The sequence below is a fragment of the Nocardia sp. NPDC060249 genome, assembly GCF_042728755.1.
In the GTDB taxonomy this organism is placed as follows: domain Bacteria; phylum Actinomycetota; class Actinomycetes; order Mycobacteriales; family Mycobacteriaceae; genus Nocardia.
In genome coordinates, this window is sequence record NZ_JBHXAQ010000009.1 from 115,411 (window position 1) to 134,183 (window position 18,773).

At 67.7% G+C, this 18,773-nt stretch carries 15 protein-coding genes; 9 read left to right on the forward strand and 6 right to left on the reverse strand.

Annotation, left to right across the window (positions count from 1 at the left end; all coding sequences use genetic code 11):
• Positions 1-394 precede the first annotated feature (394 nt).
• The 6 genes from ACFWFP_RS26775 (at position 395) to ACFWFP_RS26800 (ending at position 7,426) form a co-directional block, all read left to right on the forward strand.
• Entirely contained in the window at positions 395-2,179 is a 1,785-nt protein-coding gene (locus tag ACFWFP_RS26775; protein ID WP_379299456.1) for a nitrite/sulfite reductase, read from the forward strand.
• 20 nt (positions 2,180-2,199) lie between these two features.
• Positions 2,200-2,919, forward strand: a complete 720-nt coding sequence (locus ACFWFP_RS26780; protein WP_379299458.1) for a phosphoadenylyl-sulfate reductase — start codon at positions 2,200-2,202, stop codon at positions 2,917-2,919.
• Positions 2,898-3,875 carry a sulfate adenylyltransferase subunit CysD gene (gene cysD, locus ACFWFP_RS26785; RefSeq protein ID WP_266298608.1) on the forward strand — a complete coding sequence of 326 codons (978 nt, stop codon included), beginning with the start codon at positions 2,898-2,900 and terminating at the stop codon, positions 3,873-3,875. The genes ACFWFP_RS26780 and cysD overlap by 22 nt, the downstream gene beginning before the upstream one ends.
• A complete protein-coding gene (locus ACFWFP_RS26790; RefSeq protein WP_379299461.1) occupies positions 3,875-5,170 on the forward strand; it encodes a sulfate adenylyltransferase subunit 1 in 1,296 nt (431 codons plus the stop codon). Before cysD ends, ACFWFP_RS26790 begins: the two co-directional genes overlap by 1 nt.
• Positions 5,170-6,150: a sirohydrochlorin chelatase gene (locus tag ACFWFP_RS26795; protein WP_379299463.1), complete on the forward strand. Its 981-nt coding sequence runs from the start codon at positions 5,170-5,172 to the stop codon at positions 6,148-6,150. Before ACFWFP_RS26790 ends, ACFWFP_RS26795 begins: the two co-directional genes overlap by 1 nt.
• Before the next feature lie 328 nt (positions 6,151-6,478).
• On the forward strand, positions 6,479-7,426 hold the full coding sequence (locus ACFWFP_RS26800) for a hypothetical protein (RefSeq protein ID WP_379299465.1): 948 nt from the start codon (positions 6,479-6,481) through the stop codon (positions 7,424-7,426).
• Here the strand turns inward: ACFWFP_RS26800 and ACFWFP_RS26805 are convergent.
• Positions 7,423-8,046 carry a TetR/AcrR family transcriptional regulator gene (locus ACFWFP_RS26805; protein ID WP_379299466.1) on the reverse strand — a complete coding sequence of 208 codons (624 nt, stop codon included), beginning with the start codon at positions 8,044-8,046 and terminating at the stop codon, positions 7,423-7,425. The two genes, ACFWFP_RS26800 and ACFWFP_RS26805, sit on opposite strands and share 4 nt — an antisense overlap.
• 101 nt (positions 8,047-8,147) lie before the next feature.
• Between ACFWFP_RS26805 and ACFWFP_RS26810 the strand changes: the two genes are divergently transcribed.
• Both ACFWFP_RS26810 and ACFWFP_RS26815 read left to right on the forward strand, forming a co-directional pair.
• Positions 8,148-9,566, forward strand: coding sequence for an MFS transporter (locus tag ACFWFP_RS26810; protein WP_379299468.1), 1,419 nt, complete (start codon positions 8,148-8,150; stop codon positions 9,564-9,566).
• A 14-nt stretch (positions 9,567-9,580) separates the two neighbouring features.
• On the forward strand, positions 9,581-10,276 hold the full coding sequence (locus ACFWFP_RS26815) for an SGNH/GDSL hydrolase family protein (RefSeq protein WP_379299470.1): 696 nt from the start codon (positions 9,581-9,583) through the stop codon (positions 10,274-10,276).
• A gap of 4 nt (positions 10,277-10,280) precedes the next feature.
• On the opposite strand, the gene ACFWFP_RS26820 is transcribed toward ACFWFP_RS26815, so the two are convergent.
• The gene (locus ACFWFP_RS26820) at positions 10,281-11,219 is read right to left on the reverse strand and encodes a helix-turn-helix transcriptional regulator (protein WP_379299472.1); all 939 of its coding nucleotides are present in this window, start codon (positions 11,217-11,219) and stop codon (positions 10,281-10,283) included.
• A 95-nt stretch (positions 11,220-11,314) separates the two neighbouring features.
• On the opposite strand from ACFWFP_RS26820, the gene ACFWFP_RS26825 reads away from it, so the two are divergent.
• On the forward strand, positions 11,315-11,725 hold the full coding sequence (locus ACFWFP_RS26825) for a VOC family protein (protein ID WP_379224995.1): 411 nt from the start codon (positions 11,315-11,317) through the stop codon (positions 11,723-11,725).
• A gap of 37 nt (positions 11,726-11,762) precedes the next feature.
• Here the strand turns inward: ACFWFP_RS26825 and ACFWFP_RS26830 are convergent, their stop codons facing one another.
• The 4 genes from ACFWFP_RS26830 to ACFWFP_RS26845 all read right to left on the reverse strand — a co-directional run bounded on the left by ACFWFP_RS26830 (position 11,763) and on the right by ACFWFP_RS26845 (position 18,488).
• On the reverse strand, positions 11,763-12,560 hold the full coding sequence (locus tag ACFWFP_RS26830) for an HAD family hydrolase (RefSeq protein WP_379299474.1): 798 nt from the start codon (positions 12,558-12,560) through the stop codon (positions 11,763-11,765).
• Between the two features lie 293 nt (positions 12,561-12,853).
• A complete protein-coding gene (locus ACFWFP_RS26835) occupies positions 12,854-15,142 on the reverse strand; it encodes an Hsp70 family protein (RefSeq protein ID WP_379299476.1) in 2,289 nt (762 codons plus the stop codon).
• A gap of 742 nt (positions 15,143-15,884) precedes the next feature.
• The gene (locus ACFWFP_RS26840; RefSeq protein WP_379299478.1) at positions 15,885-17,471 is read right to left on the reverse strand and encodes an FAD-dependent oxidoreductase; all 1,587 of its coding nucleotides are present in this window, start codon (positions 17,469-17,471) and stop codon (positions 15,885-15,887) included.
• 12 nt (positions 17,472-17,483) lie between these two features.
• On the reverse strand, positions 17,484-18,488 hold the full coding sequence (locus ACFWFP_RS26845) for a diiron oxygenase (protein ID WP_379299569.1): 1,005 nt from the start codon (positions 18,486-18,488) through the stop codon (positions 17,484-17,486).
• Positions 18,489-18,773: the final 285 nt, after the last annotated feature.

Here is an 18,773-nt window from a genome sequence, read left to right on the forward strand (position 1 = left end):
ACGCTGTGCGGCACCGCACACATGGCCCGCGGGTGCATCACAGGTCGGTTCCGGGCGGTGAGCTATGACCCCCGTCACAGAACAGGACGGTCGTCCAGGGAATTTCCCCCTAAAGTGCGGGAAATATCTCCTTGCGGTCGGAACGACCGGGCTGACATGGCACAATAGGCACATGCACGCAACTGGAGTACGACTCGTGGCCCGTCGCCACGTCGACTTCCAGCGTGTCTGTAGCGCCTGCTGTCGGCCCGGTTTCCACCGGTAGCGCAGCGGCGTCCACGCACGGGTATCCCCCGGTGCCTTCGACTTCATCGGCCCGCTGACCGCCTGACGCGAGCCAGCCCCTCGCGCCTTCAGCACGGATGTCCCACCACCCCGCAGGAGCGACCCCACCATGACGTCGAGCACCGACGCCGGTTCGACCGAACAGTCGACGGCGCAGGCCCGCACTGAGCGTTCAGCTGCCCAGCGCCCGGCCCGCCCGAGCACCGATGCCCCGGTCGCGCCCCGCGCCCGCACCGGCAAGCCGGTCCGCCGCCGGTCCGAAGGCCAGTGGGCCCTCGGCTACCGCGAGCCGCTGAACCCGAACGAGCAGTCCAAGAAGGACGACAACCCGCTCAACGTGCGTTCGCGCATCGAGAACATCTACGCCAAGGGCGGCTTCGACTCGATCGACAAGGCCGACCTGCGTGGCCGTTTCCGCTGGTGGGGTCTCTACACCCAGCGCGAAGAGGGCTACGACGGCACCTTCACCGACGACGACAACATCGACCTGCTCGAAGCCAAGTACTTCATGATGCGGGTGCGGTGCGACGCCGGTGCGCTCTCCGCCGCCCAGCTGCGCACGGTCGGCCAGATCTCCACCGAGTTCGGCCGCGACACCGCCGACCTGTCCGACCGCGAGAACGTCCAGTACCACTGGATCGAGGTCGAGAACGTCCCGGAGATCTGGCGCCGGCTCGAGTCGGTCGGTCTGCACACCACCGAGGCGTGCGGCGACTGCCCGCGTGTGGTGCTCGGTTCGCCGCTCGCCGGTGAGTCGCTCGACGAGATCATCGACCCCACCTGGGCGATCGACGAGATCGTCAAGCGCTACATCGGGAAGAAGGAGTACTCGAACCTTCCCCGCAAGTTCAAGACCGCGATCTCGGGCCAGCAGGACGTGGTGCACGAGATCAACGACATCGCCTTCGTCGGCGTGAACCACCCCGAGCACGGCCCCGGCCTCGATCTCTGGGTCGGCGGCGGCCTGTCCACCAACCCGATGCTGGCTCAGCGCGTCGGCGCTTTCGTGCCACTCGAAGAGGTGCCCGATGTGTGGGAAGCGGTCGTCTCGCTCTACCGCGACTACGGCTACCGCCGCCTGCGCACCAAGGCCCGCCTGAAGTTCCTGATCAAGGACTGGGGCATCGAGAAGTTCCGTCAGGTGCTCGAGGACGAATACCTGAAGCGCAAGCTCATCGACGGTCCCGCGCCCGCGCAGCCGGCCAAGCCGATCGACCACGTCGGTGTGCAGAAGCTGCGCAACGGCCTGAACTCCGTCGGCTTCTCCCCCATCGCCGGTCGCGTCTCGGGCACCATCCTGAGCAAGGTCGCCGACGCCGCCGAGAAGTACGGCTCGGATCGCATCCGCTTCACCCCGTACCAGAAGCTGATCGTCCTCGACATCGCCGACGACCAGGTCGACGCGCTGATCGACGAGCTCGAACCGCTCGGCCTGCAGGCCCGCCCGTCGGTGTGGCGCCGGAACCTGCTGGCGTGCAGCGGTATCGAGTTCTGCAAGCTCTCCTTCGTCGAGACCCGCAAGCGTTCGCAGGTGCTGGCACCGGAACTCGAGCAGCGCCTCGCCGACATCAACGCCGAACTCGACGTGCCGATCACCATCAACATCAACGGCTGCCCGAACTCGTGCGGCCGGTCCCAGATCGCCGATATCGGCTTCAAGGGCCAGCTCGTCGACGACGGCACCGGGAATCAGGTGGAGGGTTTCCAGGTTCATCTCGGTGGCAGCCTCGGCCTGGACAGCGCGTTCGGCCGGAAGTTGCGTCAGCACAAGGTGACCAGCGTCGAGCTCGGTGACTACATCGATCGCGTCGTCCGCAACTTCGTCAAGAACCGGGAATCCGGGGAACGCTTCGCGGTGTGGGCTGTGCGCGCCGACGAGGCCGACCTCCGATAGTCGATGAGGAGATCCCCACTGTGACAACGAATCTCGCGGCAAAACTGTCCGAAGAAGAACTGCGTGCGCTCGCCGAGCAGGGTGCGGCCGAGCTGGGCCCCGATGCCTCGCCCGCCGACCTGATCGCCTGGACCGACCGCAACTTCGGGAACGGCTACATCGTCGCCTCGAACATGCAGGACGGCGTGCTGGTCCATCTGGCCGCGCAGACCCGTCCCGGTGTGGACGTTCTCTTCCTGGACACCGGCTACCACTTCGCCGAGACCATCGGCACCCGCGACGCGGTCGAGGCCGTGTACGGCGTGCACGTGGTCAACGTGGCGCCCGAGGCCAGTGTCGCCGAGCAGGACGCACTGCTGGGCAAGGATCTGTTCGCCCGCGACGCCGCCGAATGCTGCCGGCTGCGCAAGGTGGTCCCGCTGAAGAAGTCGCTGAGCGGCTACAACGCGTGGATCACCGGCATCCGCCGCGTCGAGGCGCCCACCCGCGCCAACGCGCCGCTGATCTCGTTCGACGAAGCCTTCGGCCTGGTGAAGATCAACCCGATCGCACCGTGGTCCGACGACGAGATGCAGGCCTACATCGAGGCCAACGGCATTCTCGTCAATCCCCTGGTGGAGGAGGGTTACCCGTCCATCGGCTGCGCGCCGTGCACGCGCAAGCCCGAGCCGGGGTCCGATCCGCGCAGCGGCCGCTGGGCCGGTATCGCCAAGACCGAATGCGGATTGCACCAATCATGACCATCACCACCACTGGGAGTGAGCCTGTGAGTACCAACACCACCGAACGCGAACTCGGCCTGACCGAGTTCGACACCCTCGCGGCGCTGGAATCCGAGGCGATCCACATCTTCCGTGAGGTCGCGGGCGAATTCGAGCGCCCCGTGATCCTGTTCTCCGGCGGCAAGGACTCCACCGTCCTGCTGCACCTGGCGCTCAAGGCCTTCTGGCCCGCGCCGCTGCCGTTCACGCTGCTGCACGTGGACACCGGCCACAACCTCGACGAGGTGCTCGAGTTCCGCGACAAGGTGGTCGAGCGCTACGGCCTTCGGCTGCACGTGGCTTCGGTCGAGGAGTACCTGGCCGACGGTCGCCTGACCGAGCGTCCCGACGGCATCCGCAACCCGCTGCAGACTGTGCCGCTGCTCGACGCCATCACCGAGCACCGCTTCGACGCGGTCTTCGGCGGCGGCCGTCGCGACGAGGAGCGCTCGCGCGCCAAGGAGCGGATCTTCTCGCTGCGCAACGCCTTCGGGCAGTGGGATCCGAAGCGTCAGCGCCCCGAGCTGTGGAATCTCTACAACGGCAAGCACGCGCCGGGTGAGCACGTGCGGGTGTTCCCGCTGAGCAACTGGACCGAGCTCGATATCTGGCGCTACATCGCCCGCGAGGACATCGACCTGGCGTCGATCTACTACGCGCACGAGCGTCCGGTGTACTCCCGCGACGGCATGTGGATGACGCCCGGCGTGTGGGGCGGCCCGAACGAGAACGAGGTCCTCGAGACCCGTTCGGTGCGCTACCGCACCGTCGGCGACGGTTCCACCACCGGCGCCATCATCTCCGACGCCGCCGACAACCAGGCCATTCTGGCCGAGGTCGCGGCGTCCCGACTGACCGAACGCGGTGCTACTCGCGGCGACGACCGTGTGTCCGAAGCCGCCATGGAAGACCGCAAGCGAGAGGGTTATTTCTGATGTCCGACCTATTGAGGCTGGCCACCGCCGGTTCTGTCGACGACGGTAAGTCCACGCTGGTCGGACGGTTGCTCTACGACACGAAGTCCGTGCTGGCCGATCAGATCGACGCGGTCACCCGCGCCTCGGTCGACCGCGGACTGTCCACGCCGGACCTGTCGCTGCTCGTCGACGGCTTGCGCGCCGAGCGCGAGCAGGGCATCACCATCGACGTGGCGTACCGCTACTTCGCCACGCCCAAGCGATCTTTCGTGCTGGCCGATACGCCCGGGCACGTGCAGTACACGCGCAACACAGTGTCGGGCGCGTCCACCGCGCAGCTGGTGATCCTGCTCACCGACGCTCGCAAGGGTGTCATCGAGCAGACCCGGCGCCACGCCGCGGTGCTCGCGCTGCTCGGTGTGCCGCGTCTGGTGCTCGCGGTGAACAAGATCGACCTCGTCGACAACCCGGCCGAGGTGTTCGCCCAGATCTCCGCGGAGTTCAACGAGCTCACCTCGAAGCTGGGCTGGGCCGGCGAGGACGTGATCGAGATCCCGGTCTCGGCGCTGCACGGCGACAATATCGCCAGCCGCTCCGAGAACACCCCGTACTACACCGGGCCCTCGCTGATCGAGCACCTGGAATCCGTTCCGGTGGACGCTGATTCGACCGGCTCGCACGCACTGGGTCTGCGTTTCCCCGTGCAGTACGTGATCCGTCCGCGCACCGCCGAATACCCCGACTACCGGGGTTACGCGGGTCAGATCGCGGCCGGTTCGGTGTCGCCCGGCGACGAGATCGTGGTGCTGCCCTCGGGCAAGAAGACCACCGTCGAGCGCATCGACACCCCGGACGGTGAACTGGCCGTCGCACAGGTCGGGCGCAGCGTCACGCTGATCCTGGCCGACGAGGTCGACATCTCGCGCGGCGACATCATCGCCTCGGCGCACGACGCGCCGGAGTCGATCGACTCCTTCGACGCGACCGTGTGCTGGCTCGGCGACAAAGGTCTGCGTCCCGGCGCCCGGCTGCTGCTCAAGCACGGCGCCAAGACCACCCAGGCCATCGTCGGCGCGCTCGTGGAGCGGTTCGACGAGCAGACGCTCACCGCACAGCCCAGCCCGGAGTCGTTGGAGCTCAACGACATCGGTCGCGTCTCGCTGCGCTTGGCCGAGCCGATCCCGGCCGACGACTACCGCACCAACCGGCACACCGGGTCGTTCCTGCTGATCGACCCCGCCGGTGGCAACACCCTCGCGGCCGGCCTGGTCGGCGACGTGCTGACCTCGGTCGAAGTCGGTACCTCGGTCTGATGTATCGCCTGCCCGCTCCGCCGCGTGGTGCCGTTTCGGTGCCGCGCGGCGGAGGCGGGCCCGCCTTGATCGCGGTTGCCCACGGCAGCCGTGATCCGCGGTCGGCGGCGACCATGGCGGCCGTCGTCGCCGAAGTAGCCGCTGCCCGGCCCGATATCCCGGTCCGGCTGGCTTTTCTGGATCTCAGCACCCCCTCGGTGGACGAGGTGGTCGATGACCTCGCCGCCCAGGGCCACACCGATGTGATCGTCGTTCCACTCCTGCTGGGCAACGCATTTCACGCGCGGGTCGACCTCCCGGCGCTGCTGGCCGAGGCCACTCGCCGTCATCCCCGGTTACGACTCACCCAGGCAGCGGTACTCGGCCCCGATCCGCTGCTCATCGCCGCGGTAGCCGACCGGGTCGCGTTGTCGTGCCGCCTTCCCTCGCTTGCCTCGCCGCGATCGCACCCGCCGGTCGGCGTTGCCGCGACGGCTTCCGCCCACCCCCACACCCTGGGCGGTCGCATCCTGTCGGCGTCTCGCCCCGAGATGCCGACCGACCGGGCCTCGATGACACTGCCCGAGGCACCGTCCGGTCCGGCGTCCCTGAGCACGGTGACACGTGCGGCTGGACCGCTGAGCGACGCTCCGCTGGGAATCGCCGTCGCCGCTGTCGGTTCGCGCGATGCCGCGGCCAACCGGCGGACCGCCGTGGTCGCGCGGCGACTGGCGGCAGTCACCGGTTGCGCTACTGAAATGTGCTTCGCGACAGTCGAACCCGGCATCGGGCGGGCGGTGGATCGATTGCGGGCGCGCGGAGCCGAACGCATCGTCGTAGCACCGTGGTTCCTGGCGCCGGGGTTGCTCACCGACCGACTGGTCGCCGCCGCGCCCGAGGTGGCGCATGCCGACGTGATCGGAGCGCACTCCGCGCTGGTCGACGTGATCTGGGCTCGATACGACACCTCCGTCGCCACGACGCTCGTACTCTCCGCCTGATTCCAGAGGATCCGGGCCGCTCGGCCGCCCTGAACCCGGCAACTCGTCGCGCGACCCAAGGGGACTCGTGACACTGCCTCGAATTCGGCTCAGGTCCACTCCCCCGGGACGTGAGCGCGAGGCTCGCACTTATTACACCCGCGTCGGCGACAATCCTCTCCCCCGGAATCAACGCAGCCACAATCTGAAAGTTCGCCTGTATCGCGTCTCGCGATACAACCGGATTCAGAATCCGGTGGCACAGCTCACAGGTCCCCTTCTCTTTACTACATACCCCCTAGGGGTATATGTTCGTATCAACGCACAGCGAACCGAAAGAGGCGAAACGATGACCACCAACGCCCACGCCGGACACACCACACACGCCAACACCGCAGCCCAGCCCGCCCACGCAGAACACGGCGGCCATGCAGAACACGGCGACGGCGCGCACACCCTGCACGGAGATCACACGCCGCAAGGCGGCGGGCAGCACGAGGGCCACGCTGAGCACGGCAGTGGTGCACACACCAACCACGACGCACACGCAGCCGGGCACGACGCGGGTTCGCCCGGGGGCCTGCAGATCACGCAGGACGGGTACACCCTCGACCTCGACACCACGATCGCCGAGCCAGGCACGATCGACTTCCGATTCCGGATTCTCGGCCCGGACGGGTCGGCAGTGACCGAGTTCGACGCGATTCACGATCGCGAACTGCACCTGATCGTGGCACGGCGCGAATTGACCGGGTTCTGGCATGTCCACCCGCGACGGGAAGCGGACGGCACCTGGGTGATCCAGCTGGATCTGCCCGACGCCGGGGCCTACCGGGTGTTCACCGATATCGCACCGCACGCACTCGGCCGCACCATCACCCTCGGTGCCGATCTGGCGATCGCGGGACACTATGCGCCGCAACCGGTTCCGGCCGTCAACCGCGCGACCGAGGTCGACGGCTACGAGGTGACCGTGGACGGCGAGTTGCGCACGGAAGGCGAGCTGCTGACGCTCACCGTGCGCCAGCACGGCGCGCCGGTGACAGATCTGCAGCCCTACCTGGCAGCTTTCGGCCACCTCGTCATCCTGCGCGCCGGAGACCTCGCGTACGTCCACGTCCACCCCAGCGGCGAACCGGGCGACGGCATCACGCCTTCCGGCCCCGGAATCACCTTCCACACAGCGGTTCCCGGCCCCGGGACCTATCGCTTGTTCCTCGATTTCCAGCACAACGACGTCGTCCGGACGGCCGCGTTCACTCTCACCGCTACCGGTGCTGGTAGCGGCGCCCGCTAGATTCCGCTCGGCGCGTCCGACAACAAGCGGGCCGCGATCGTGCGGGCCGCTTCGACACGAGCCGAATCACCGGTCTGGCGGGCGATATTGGCGGCGCTCACGATCGCGTCGAGTTCGAAGACCAGCAGATCGGCGTCGGTGCCGGTGAGTTCGCCCATGGCTTGGGCCTTGCGGACCTCGTCTGCCAGGAAGGACAGCCAGCTGTCGTGGTCGGCGACGACGGCATCGCGCACGGGGCCGGGCTTACTGCTGAATTCGGTGAGAGTGGCCACCCGGAAGCAGCCGCCCGGGAACGGGGGATTCTCGATGTGGGCGAACCAGCCTTCGATCATCGCGCGAACCCGGATTCCACCGCGTGGCGCGCGCAGACCGGGCGCGATGACTCGTTCGATGAAGATGTCGCGCCCTGCTTGGACAGCGGCGAGCTGGAGGGCCTCTTTGGTGCCGAAGAGGGTGGCGATACCGCTCTTGCTGATGCCGAGGTCGGTGGCGAGTCGCCCGATGCTGAGGCCGTCGAGACCCTCGACGGAGGCGAGTTCGGCGGCGCGCCGGGCGATGGTGGCGCGCGCGCGGGCGCCCTTGGCCAACCGCTGATCGCTCGGCTCCGTCAACTGGGTCATGTCCATCATTGTTCCACCGCGGGGTTGCAAAGGCGAACGATCGGTCGTACTTTTATTTACGAACGATCGTACGTTCTTATTTCTCCCCCGAAGGACTCCGCATGACCGACGTGTCAGCTCGGCCCGAAGATCCGCTCAGCACAGCTACTCCCGACACCAGCGCCGCACGCCGCACCCTCGCGGTCGCCTCGGGCGCGGCATTCATCGCCTTCCTCGATCTGTCCGTCGTCAACATCGCGTTCCCGACGATCGCGCTGAGCTACCCCGGCACCCCCACCGGCGCGCTGACCTGGATCGTCAGCGGCTACGCGATCGCCTTCGCGGCGCTGCTCACCCCGGCCGGGAGCATCGCCGACGCACTGGGTCGCCGCCGCCTGTTCGCCCTGGCACTGGCCGGGTTCGCCCTCACCTCCCTGCTGTGCGGGCTCGCGCCCGGCGCGAACTGGCTCATCGCCGGACGTGTCCTGCAGGGCATCGCGGCGGCCTTCATGGTGCCCGCGGCACTCGGGCTGGTCCTGGCGGCCACGCCGCGAGCGAAGATCGGCGCCGCCATCGGCGCCTGGTCGGCCGCCGGTGGCTTCGCGGCAGTGGTCGGCCCGGCGCTGGGCGGTGCCTTGGTCGAGGCGTTCGGCTGGCGCGCGGTCTTTCTGATCAATGTGCCGATCGCGTTGGCGCTGATCGTGCCGGGACTGCGGCTGCCCGGCGGCGACCAGGGTTCCCGCGAGGCGACACTGCCCGATCCCCTCGGCACGCTCGCCGTCGCGATCGGGCTCGGAGCGATCGTCGCGGCCGTCACCGAAGGCCAGTCCTGGGGTTGGACCGCACCCGGCACGCTCGCCGCGTTGTTCGGCGGTCTCGCGCTGACGGTGTTCGCGCTGATTCGCTCCCGTCGGCACGCCAACCCGGCTGTCGCCGTATCACTGTGGCGTGATCGGCAATTCGCCATGGCGAACGCGGGTTCGTTCCTGTTCGGCGCCTCGATATTCGCGTGGCTGCTGGCCGGTCCGCTGTTTCTCGACGCGATCTGGGGCTACTCCGTCCTCGAATCGGCGGCGGCGCTGACCGTCGGCGCGGTGGCCTCGATGGTGACCGCCGTTGTCGCCGGGCGGATGACGACACCAGCCGGCCAGCGGTGGGTCGGCGTGCTCGGTGCGTTGATGTCGACTGCCGCGCTGGTCTGGATGAGCACCGATGCCTTCGGGCCCGAACCCGCGCTGTGGACGGCGTGGATTCCGGCGGGCGTACTCGGCGGCGGTGGGATCGGCATCGTGGTCACGGTGTTCGGCACCGCCGCAGCGAGTTCGGTGCCACCGCAACAGTTCGCGGCGGGTATCGGCATGAACGTCACCGCCCGGCAGGTGGGCGGAGCACTCGGCATCGCCGTGCTGGCGGCCATCTTCTCGGCGACAACCGATGACCCGCTGCACGGCTTCCACCTCCTGTTCGCCGTGTGCGCGGCCATCAACCTCGCCGTCGCCCTGCTGCTCGCCGTGCCATCGCGGGCTCGTTCTATCAACTGAACCGAGGAATCGACATGTCTTCCAGCACGCCACTCTCCGCACACTGTGCCGCCGAGGCCGATGACCCCTTGGTGCTGACACAGGAGCAAGCCACCGCGCTGCTCGCGAACGCACCATGGCAGCGTTTCGCGGTGCTCGGCGATTCGATCGCCGCGGGGACGGGTGACCCCAGCCCCGGATACGCTCCCACCGGCTGGGCCGATCGGGTCGCGGCACACCTCACTTCGGTGAATCCCACACTGACCTACCGCAATACGGGGCGAATCGGTGCGACCAGCGGCCAGGTCATCGACCGGCAGCTCGCCGAGATCGTGGATTTCGCACCGGATCTCGTCCATCTCAGCTGCGGCGGCAACGACCTGTTCACCGCAGGCGGTGACATCGATCGAGTACACAAGAATCTGTCGACGATCCTCACCGCGCTGGCCGCCACCGGGGCACAGCTGTCGATTTTCACCGTGGCCGACGTGTGGTCGGTCGAGCGGATGGCCCCGATGCGAGCCATGCGGCCACAGATGATCGCGTTCAACGAGGTGGTGCGGGCCGTCGCTGCCGAATTCGATGCGGTGCTCACCGAATTCTGGAACCATCCGCTGCGCTCGCGACCCGGGTTGATGAGCGCGGATCTCATCCACTTCACCACGAGTGGGCACGCGGTGGTGGCCGGTGAGGTGGTCCGGTCGCTGGCCTCGGTCATCGACAGGCCGTAGGCGCTCACCCGTTGTCGCGCACCAATCGCGTGCCGATCGCTACCAGTTCGGATCGCACCTCGGCCGGACCGATGACCTCCACGTCGCCGCCCCAGCCCGCCAGCTGCCGGGCGACCATTGTCGCGGTATCGGCGGTGATCCGTGCTCGCACCCGACCGTCAGGGGCTGGGCCGAGCAGAGTGCAGTGGCGGCCCTGCTGATCGGCCAGGATGGGGGCGAGCTCGGCGGAGACGAGAACCGTCGCGGAAACGGCGGCGCGACGACCCTCCATCTGCTCGACGATCTGAGACCATGCCGCGTGGAGATCGAAATCCACCGGCCGATCGGCTGTTTCGTCGAGAGCGATCACCTCGGCGATGCGGTCCAACCGGAAGGTTCGCTGCCCGCGGTCGGTGCCGGCGATGAGGTACCAGATCGTTTCCTTCTCCACCAGGCCCCACGGATCGATCGTGCGGACTGTACGTTCACCCTTGCGCAGGTATTCGATGCGCACACGGCGGCGATCCACCACCGCGCGCCGCAGCGTATCGAGTACCGCGGGTGCTTGCGGATCGGGACGACCCCACCGGGCCGGATCGACGACCACAGCGTCGGCGGCGGCGGCCGCGTCGGCGCGGAAGGTGTGCGGCAGGGCGCGAACCAGTTTGCGCAGGGCCGACTTCAGTTCGGGGGCGGCCTGGGCTGCCGGACCCGCGAGCAAGAACAGCGCCCTGGTCTCCCCCGCTGTCAGTCCGGACAGGTCTGTGCGGGCACCACCGATCAGCGACCAACCGCCCCCGCGACCCGATTGCGGATAGACCGGGATGCCCGCGGCCGACAACGCCTCCAGGTCACGCCGGGCCGTCGCCACCGAGACTTCGAGCTCGGCCGCGACCTCGGCGGCCGTCACCCGTCCGCGCGCCTGCATCAACAACAGGGTGGCTACCAATCTGTCCGCTCGCATACTCGGTCATTCTGCCGAACAAAGTGCTCATTCGGTGAGCACTTTGACTGGCAAAGTCGTTGTCACACCGAAAGCGACAACCGAATGGAGCAGACATGCTGCGCGGAATGGCGACCACCACCTACTACGCCGACGACCTCACCGCCGCCAAGGACTGGTACAGCGAATTCCTCGGCATCGCGCCGTATTACGAGGTTCCCGGCGGGTACTACGAGTTCCGGCTCGGGCCGTTGCAGGCCGAGCTGGGAATCATCAACCGCGCGTATGCCCCGGCGGGCGCGCGCAACGCACCGGGCGGAGGCGGAGTGGTGTTCTGGCAGGTCGACGACCTCGCGGCCACCTTCGCCCGGTTGCTCGAGCTCGGCGCCACCGAGTACGAGCCGATCACCGAACGCGGTGAGGGCGCCGGTTTCGCGACCGCCGCGGTGCTGGATCCGTTCGGCAATGTACTCGGGATCATGGCGAACCCCCACTATGTGGCGATGACCGCGTCGGTGTCGACCTAGGCGATCCGGCCGAGCCCACGCTGAGAGTGCACGGAACTCAGACGAACCAGCGCTCGAGGACGGTGGCCACGCCGTCCTCGCTGACGTCCCCGGTCACCTCGTCGGCTAGGGCGAGCACCGGATCGGGCGAGCCCGCCATCGCTACCGAATGTGCTGCCCAGCGCAACATCTCGAGGTCGTTGAAGCCGTCGCCGATGGCCAGGGTGGCCTCGGCCTCAACGCCGAGAATCAGCCGAAGTTGTTCCAGCGCCCAGCCTTTGGACACACCACGCCGGGAAACTGTGAGCCATGGGCCGTACTCGCCGTGCACCCAGGACGCGTCGGGCACATCGAACGTTTCCAGTAGGCGCAGCATTTCGTCGGGGCTGCCGTCGGGCCACCATCCGTTGAGGCGCGGGGTCGGCACACTACTCAGCGTGCGGTGGTCGACGAGCTGGAAGTCGCCGATCGAGAACTCCCCCGGCCCGTGGCCCGTCGCCCAGGTACCGACGCCCACCTGTTCCGCGGCGAAGATCATCGCTGGGAACAGGGCGCGCAACGCGAGGACGGCAGGCCCCGGATCGAACGACTGGACCGCGACCGGCTCGCCCCGCGCCACATCGATGTGCACAGCGCCGTTGGAACACAACGCATGACCCTCGGCGAGGCCGAGCTCGCTCAGCACCGGACGCGTGGTGAGCAACGTTCGCCCGGTGGTCACCACCACATGCGCACCCGCCGACACCGCCGCCCGCACCGCTGCCCCCACGCGCGCGCTGATATCGACCCCCGTCGTCAGCAGGGTGCCATCCACATCGAGCGCAATCAGCTTCGGCGCTCCCCCAGCTGAACCCACCGCCCCATTGTGCCCGCAACCACCGACACCTATCTCGGTTTCAGTCCAGCGCTATCGGCGACCGGCCGGTGCGAACCGCAGTGAACGCACCGCCGTGGCAGCAGACCGCGAAACCGGCTCTCGTGGCAAGACCGCCTATGTCGCAGCGAGTTCGCGACATAGGCGCGAGCGATCAGCAAGTAGCACAGCCACCGAACGACCGCGACCAGGACCACTGTCTGGGCACGGGCAAACGCGTCAGCAGGAAGAGTCCCCCGTCCGCCGCGAGCCGCGCTGCGGGCGCGACCGATCGGTCAGCGGCGTGAGCCGCCGCCCCCGCCACCGCCGCCACCCCCGCCGCCGGTAGAACCGCCTGACGATGCGCCGCCTTTGGAACCTCCCGAGGAAGCGCCACCGACTGATGCACCACCTGACGATGCGCCACTGGAGGACGCACCACCACTTGACGCACCACCACTGGAGGCGCCACCGCCAGACGCACCAGTATCAGATCCACCGCCTGATGCACCACCGCCCGACGCACCGCCGCCAGACGCACCACTGTCAGATCCACCGCCTGATGCACCGCCGCCCGACGCACCGCCGCCAGACGCACCACTATCAGATCCACCGCCTGACGCACCACCGCCAGACGCACCGCCACCTGATGCACCGCCACCCGAGGCACCGCCGCCAGACGCACCGCCACCTGATGCACCGCCGCCCGAGGCACCGCCGCCCGAGGCACCGCCACCGGACGCACCGCCACCCGACGCGCCACCACCAGCAGCGCCGCCATCGGACGCACCACTGTCAGATCCACCGCCGCCGGTGCTGCCGCCGTTCGATGCACCACCATCGGATGTGCCACCACCCGACGTTCCACCGGAAGTGCCGGTGCCACTCGTAGTTTCGCTACCGGTTGAGCCGCCTGCGGCACCACCGTCAGTCGTACCGCCGGTCGGCGTTCCGCCCCCGGCCCCACCGGTCGAGGTGCCAGGGCTGGACGGTGTCGTGCCGGTGCCACCGGTCTGGGCCGATCCTCCGACTTCGACCGTGACGCCGCCCGTGCTCGGCGTGGACGTGCCGTCCGTCGGCGCAGTGCCCGGCGACGGCGCGGTACCTACCGCGGGAAGAGCGCCGGGAGAGGTCGGCGCGCCCGGTCCTTCCGGAGTGCCGGGGGCAGGGGTCGGGCCGTGGGGAAGTTCGGGAGCGCCGGGGTTGGTCGGCGCGGTCCGGGGATAGGCGGCTTGTTGGCCGAAGGGTAGGGGGTTGATGAAGCGGGCCGGGTCGCCGTAGGTGGTGCGGGCGAGCAGCGGCGACTTGCAGTCGTTGTTGACGCCCTGGTGGCCGGGAGCGCCACGGTCGGCGCTTCCGCCGGGGCGTGATGTGCCGCCGGGCGCGGTCGCGGGAGCGATGAAGTTCTCGTAGGCGCTGCGGGCCGCGGCGATGCCCGCCACCCGGATACGGCCGTTGACCGTGTCGACATCGCTGACCAGACCTGCGGTTCGGGCCGCGAGGAGGTCGGCGCTCATGTCGTAGAGCAACGCGTCGGCGGGGGCGGCCAAGACCGGGAACCGGTCGAGGACCGGCATCAGGCCGGGATCGAAGGGGCTGCCGAACACGGTCATCGCCGACATGGCGAGCGCGGAAACGACTGCCGCGCTGGAGAACACCGCGACGTGCGGCACCGGGCCACCGGTCTGCTGCTCCGGCGCGAAGGTGCGAGCGGCCAAACCCGCCGCGCCCGAGGCGATCACCTGGCCGGGGTCGGCGACGGTGACGAGCGGAACGCCGAGTTCGGCGAGGGTGCGGGCGACTTCGGGCGGGCGCGAGGCACCGCCGACCACGAGGATGCGCGACAGGTCGGCCAGCCGCAGCCCCGCCGCGGACACGCTCTTGCTGACCAGCGGGAAGGTGTCGCGGATGTGTTCGGCGCGCAGCGCGTCGATGTTCACCATGGAGGTGAGGGTCTGGGTAGCGCGGCCCGGACGCGGGTCGCCCGCGTAGCGTGCGACCATCTCGCCGAGCGGCTTGCCACCGAAATCGGTGGACCGCGTGGGCGTGCCGACCATCGGGTGGTGCGGCCAGTCGGGACCGACGCGCAGCACGGTGAGGTCGAGGCTGGTGGCGCCCAGGTCGTAGACGAGCACGAAGCCCGGTTCCAGTGGACCGCGATCGACTTCCAGCCATTCCGCGGCGGCGACCGGTTCCGGCACCAACAGGACCTCACCGGCGCCCGCGAGATGCAGCGCCTGGCCGAGTAACGAAACCTGTTTGCCCGTATAGACCGCCGGATAGGTCAAGACGATTCCGGCAGGCGGTTCGGCCAGCTCGATCAGACCGGTGACCACCGCGGCGATCAGGTTGGTCGCCGAGTAGAACCGTCCGCCCATCACCATCGGCTCGGGCTCGCGGGTCAGATCCGCGAAATCCGTGATCGCCGAGGCGAATTCGTTGATCGCGCCGATACGGGGCCTGCCCGTGTCGTCGAATGTCAGTGCGGTGCGTCGTGTGCGCACCGCCGGTTTGGCCGGATCGTCGGCGACTACCGCCGAAATCGCATTGACCGCACCGATACTCAAGCCCAGACCTCTGGTCATGTTTTTGCTATCCCGTCAACGCACCGTGACCACGTCCAGCACGCGAGCGCACCATGTGGCCGCGGTCGTCTTCCAAACAGCTCGCCTAGATTAACTGGGACATCCGCGAATTGCTGCCGGATTGATACGGAATCCGCAACCCTGCGTCACCACAAGGTGATTCATGCAGGTGAGGTGCTTGAAGCTCAAATATCCACCCCCCTGAACGACTCTCGTCGATTCGCAGACTCCGAGAAGCAGCTACCTGCGAGTAATCGGACAGGGCTCCCCTTGAATACATTCTTCGAGTTTGTTATCCCGGCCATTCAGCGCACTTACCGACCGGTAACCAATTCATTTACTGCCGACGCGATTTCACTGGCGACGAATCACATTCCCCTATTTCGGAGTTGACCCGCTTTCACTGACACGTCAACGCAGCGACCGAATCCCATCGGCGTGGCCCCGCGCACGCCGGTTGACCGAAAGGGCGGACAGACACCGGCCGGATGGTCGAAACACCAAGGAAAGAAGGCACTACACATGTCCACTCAGGCCGACCAGGTCGCACTCGCCGACATCGGCAAGGCGGTCGCACTGCGAGTCGCGTCGGAGGGGCCGCCGTGGTTCTCGGCTCCCGCGCAGCGGGGCATAATCCGTCACCGATGCGGCCATCGCCGCGGACAGCGGCTTCAGCGCACAGTAGGCGCACGCAAAAGGCCCGCGACGTCTCCCAGTGACGTCGCGGGCCTGTGCTTGTCGATCAGCTGCGAGCGAACAGCCGCTTCACCGAGCGTTCCCGCTGTACCGCGGCGCCGCGGGCGACCGCCTGCGGGCGACGGGCGCGAACGAGACGGTCGAACTCGGACGCGTCACGCGTGGGCTCACGCAGCCTGCCGCCGTTGAAATCATCGGCGAGCTGCTGCACGGTCTCCTGCGCACACGACTTGTTGGTCCCGATGAAACCGGTCGGGCCGCGCTTGATCCAGCCGGTCACATACGTGCCGGGGAAGACGTCGCCACCGGGTGCGGCGAGGACCCGGCCCGCGTCGTTCGGGATCACCGCACGAGCGTCGTCGAACGGCAGATCAGCGGTGGGCACCCCTCGGTAGCCGACCGAGGTGAGCACGACACCGGCCTCGAGCAGCGTCGTATCACCGGTCGGCGTGGCGGCCACGCGACCTTCGGCATCGGCGACGAGCTCGTTGCGCTCCACCCGCACCCCGGTCACCGTGTCGGTGCCGACGATCTCCACCGGCGAAGACAGGTACCGGAACACGATGCGCTTGCGCGCACCGAACGGGCGATTCGCGACGCTGTGCAGCAGGCGCAGCTTCTGCTCGACCTTGTAGGGCAGATCCGGCGTCACCGCGGGCAGCTCACCCTCGATCGCGATGTCGATATCGGCGGCCAGCAGCCCGACGAACTCGGGCACGGTGAACGCCGACTCGGCCGGACCACGACGGCCCAGGATCACGACCTCTTCGATCTTGCTCTCGCGCAGTGCCTTCAGCGCGTACGGCGCGATATCGGTGCCGGCGAGCAGCGCCGGATTCACGGTCAGGATGCGGGCGACGTCGAGAGCGACGTTGCCGTTGCCGACGATGACGACCCGCTTCTGGTTCAGGTCGAACCGGTCCTCGGCATGGTCGGGATGGCCGTTGTACCAGGCGACGAAGTCGGTGGCCGACACATTGCCCGCCAGACCTTCGCCCGGAATGCCCAGCTTGCGATCCGAGGACGCGCCCACGGCGTAGATCACACCGTGGAAGTGCTCGAGCAGCTCGGCATGGCTGATGTGCTTGCCGATCTCGACATCGAGGTAGGTACCGAAGTCGTCCTGCTTGGACATGATGTCGAACAGATCCGCGACCTTGCGCGTGTGCTGGTGATCGGGCGCGACGCCGAGGCGGGCCAGGCCGTAGGCCTGCGGCAGACGATCGAACATCGTGACCGCGACGCCCGGCTGGGTGAGCAGCTCGTCGGCGGCGTACATCGCCGACGGTCCCGATCCCACGATGGCGACCCGCAGTGGGGAACGCTGCGTGTCGATCGCGGGCGGCATCACCGGTGCGGCCAACGTCGGCCGGTCCCGCTGCACGCGGTAGAAGTCGGCGTTGATCTCGATGAACGGCTTCTGCTCGTCGGTCAGCTTCTTCGACGAGGTGATGGCATCGACGGGGCATGCGGTGGCACAGGCACCACAGTCCACGCAGGCCGCCGGATCGACGTAGAGCATCTCTGCGGTACGGAAATCCGGCTCATCCGGGGTGGGATGAATACAGTTGACCGGGCATGCGTAGACGCACGAGGCATCACTACAGCATGACTGGGTAACGACATATGGCATATTGCTATCGTCTCAGGCGGCGTGCTTCGCGGAGCGCTTGGGCTCCGAGCGGTAGCGGCTGGACGGGCCGTCGATACCGAGCAGCTTCCACACCCTGCGGGCAATCGGGTTCATCAGACCGATCTCCTCGGCCAGCGCGCGCACGTCGACGTAGTAGTCGGCGAAGGTCCGCTTGGACTCCTTGGAACCGTAGAACAGTTCCTTGCGCACGTCGGCGGGCATGTCGAACTGCTTGAAGAAGGTCTTCGGCGGGGTCGCGATGGCGCGGCCGAGCACGAACATGATGATCGGCATCGCGATCGAGAGCACGGCCTTGTTGAACGCGGGCTGAGCCGGGACATTCTTCTTCAGGAACTCGTGGGCGAAGGAGATGTGGCGAGCCTCCTCGGCCACGTGGATCGCCATCACGCCGCGCATGATCGGGTGGATGTCGTCACCCGAGCGCAGGATGTCCTTCTGGATGTGGTCGATCGGCTCTTCGCCGGCGAGCACGGCCATGAAGAAGAAGTTCGGGAACAGCGCACCGGCCGGAGCGGCCAGGTGGCGCAACTGACGCACCAGCGGGTTCATGCCCGGCACATCGGCGACGCGGTTCACCATCTCCTGGAACATCAGAGTGTGGTTGTGCTCTTCGATCATCTCGTGCGAGCAGTACCGGAACTCCGGGTCGTTGTTCTTCAGGTTGAAGATGTGCTGCATCATGCCGATGATCAAGATGGCCTCGAACTGCAGGCCGACCTTGGCCACGTTGGCCTGACGGACCTTGCCGATCTCGATCTTCTGATCCAGCGGCAGCGCCTGGTACCAGGGGTGGCGACCGATCGGGTCGGCCGAGGTCACCAGGACCCAGCGCTCGGGCTTGCAGTTCGGGTCGAAGTCGGGGGCGTCCCAGTCGATGTCCTCGAACGGGTCGAAGTGGCGATCGACCGATGCCTCGGACAGCATCAGCAACTTCTCGGCGTACGCCTGAGCCTCCGCGACTACAGGATCGACGTCAGGGGTGGTGGGCGCAGACATCGTCGTCACTGCCTCTCCTCTAGGGACGTTTACTGTTTCCAATGGTTACACCTACACCGAGTCACGTCAACTCCATGCCATGCCGAATTTCGCGTGTCCGGCGTGGCGAAAGCCCTGCTGAGGAAGCTACTCGCCAGTAAAAATGCTTCTACCTGTGACACTGCGTCATGCACAGTCTTCGAGGGTCCGCGCGGAGACACGAAAAATAGTTGTCCTGGCGAGCGCGTCGAACCGGCCTGCGAACCGCCGGTACCGGTTACCCTGCGCCGTTCACGCCCGCCGGAC

What these genes read in the sequence shown, in the direction of transcription:
- ACFWFP_RS26775 (WP_379299456.1), top strand. Translation starts at nt 395, where the DNA reads ATGACGTCGAGCACCGACGCCGGTTCGACCGAACAGTCGACGGCGCAG.
- cysD (WP_266298608.1), top strand. Translation starts at nt 2,898, where the DNA reads ATGCGGATTGCACCAATCATGACCATCACCACCACTGGGAGTGAGCCT.
- ACFWFP_RS26790 (WP_379299461.1), top strand. Translation starts at nt 3,875, where the DNA reads ATGTCCGACCTATTGAGGCTGGCCACCGCCGGTTCTGTCGACGACGGT.
- ACFWFP_RS26795 (WP_379299463.1), top strand. Translation starts at nt 5,170, where the DNA reads ATGTATCGCCTGCCCGCTCCGCCGCGTGGTGCCGTTTCGGTGCCGCGC.
- ACFWFP_RS26800 (WP_379299465.1), top strand. Translation starts at nt 6,479, where the DNA reads ATGACCACCAACGCCCACGCCGGACACACCACACACGCCAACACCGCA.
- ACFWFP_RS26805 (WP_379299466.1), bottom strand. Translation starts at nt 8,046, where the DNA reads ATGACCCAGTTGACGGAGCCGAGCGATCAGCGGTTGGCCAAGGGCGCC.
- ACFWFP_RS26810 (WP_379299468.1), top strand. Translation starts at nt 8,148, where the DNA reads ATGACCGACGTGTCAGCTCGGCCCGAAGATCCGCTCAGCACAGCTACT.
- ACFWFP_RS26815 (WP_379299470.1), top strand. Translation starts at nt 9,581, where the DNA reads ATGTCTTCCAGCACGCCACTCTCCGCACACTGTGCCGCCGAGGCCGAT.
- ACFWFP_RS26820 (WP_379299472.1), bottom strand. Translation starts at nt 11,219, where the DNA reads ATGCGAGCGGACAGATTGGTAGCCACCCTGTTGTTGATGCAGGCGCGC.
- ACFWFP_RS26825 (WP_379224995.1), top strand. Translation starts at nt 11,315, where the DNA reads ATGCTGCGCGGAATGGCGACCACCACCTACTACGCCGACGACCTCACC.
- ACFWFP_RS26835 (WP_379299476.1), bottom strand. Translation starts at nt 15,142, where the DNA reads ATGACCAGAGGTCTGGGCTTGAGTATCGGTGCGGTCAATGCGATTTCG.
- ACFWFP_RS26840 (WP_379299478.1), bottom strand. Translation starts at nt 17,471, where the DNA reads ATGCCATATGTCGTTACCCAGTCATGCTGTAGTGATGCCTCGTGCGTC.
- ACFWFP_RS26845 (WP_379299569.1), bottom strand. Translation starts at nt 18,488, where the DNA reads ATGTCTGCGCCCACCACCCCTGACGTCGATCCTGTAGTCGCGGAGGCT.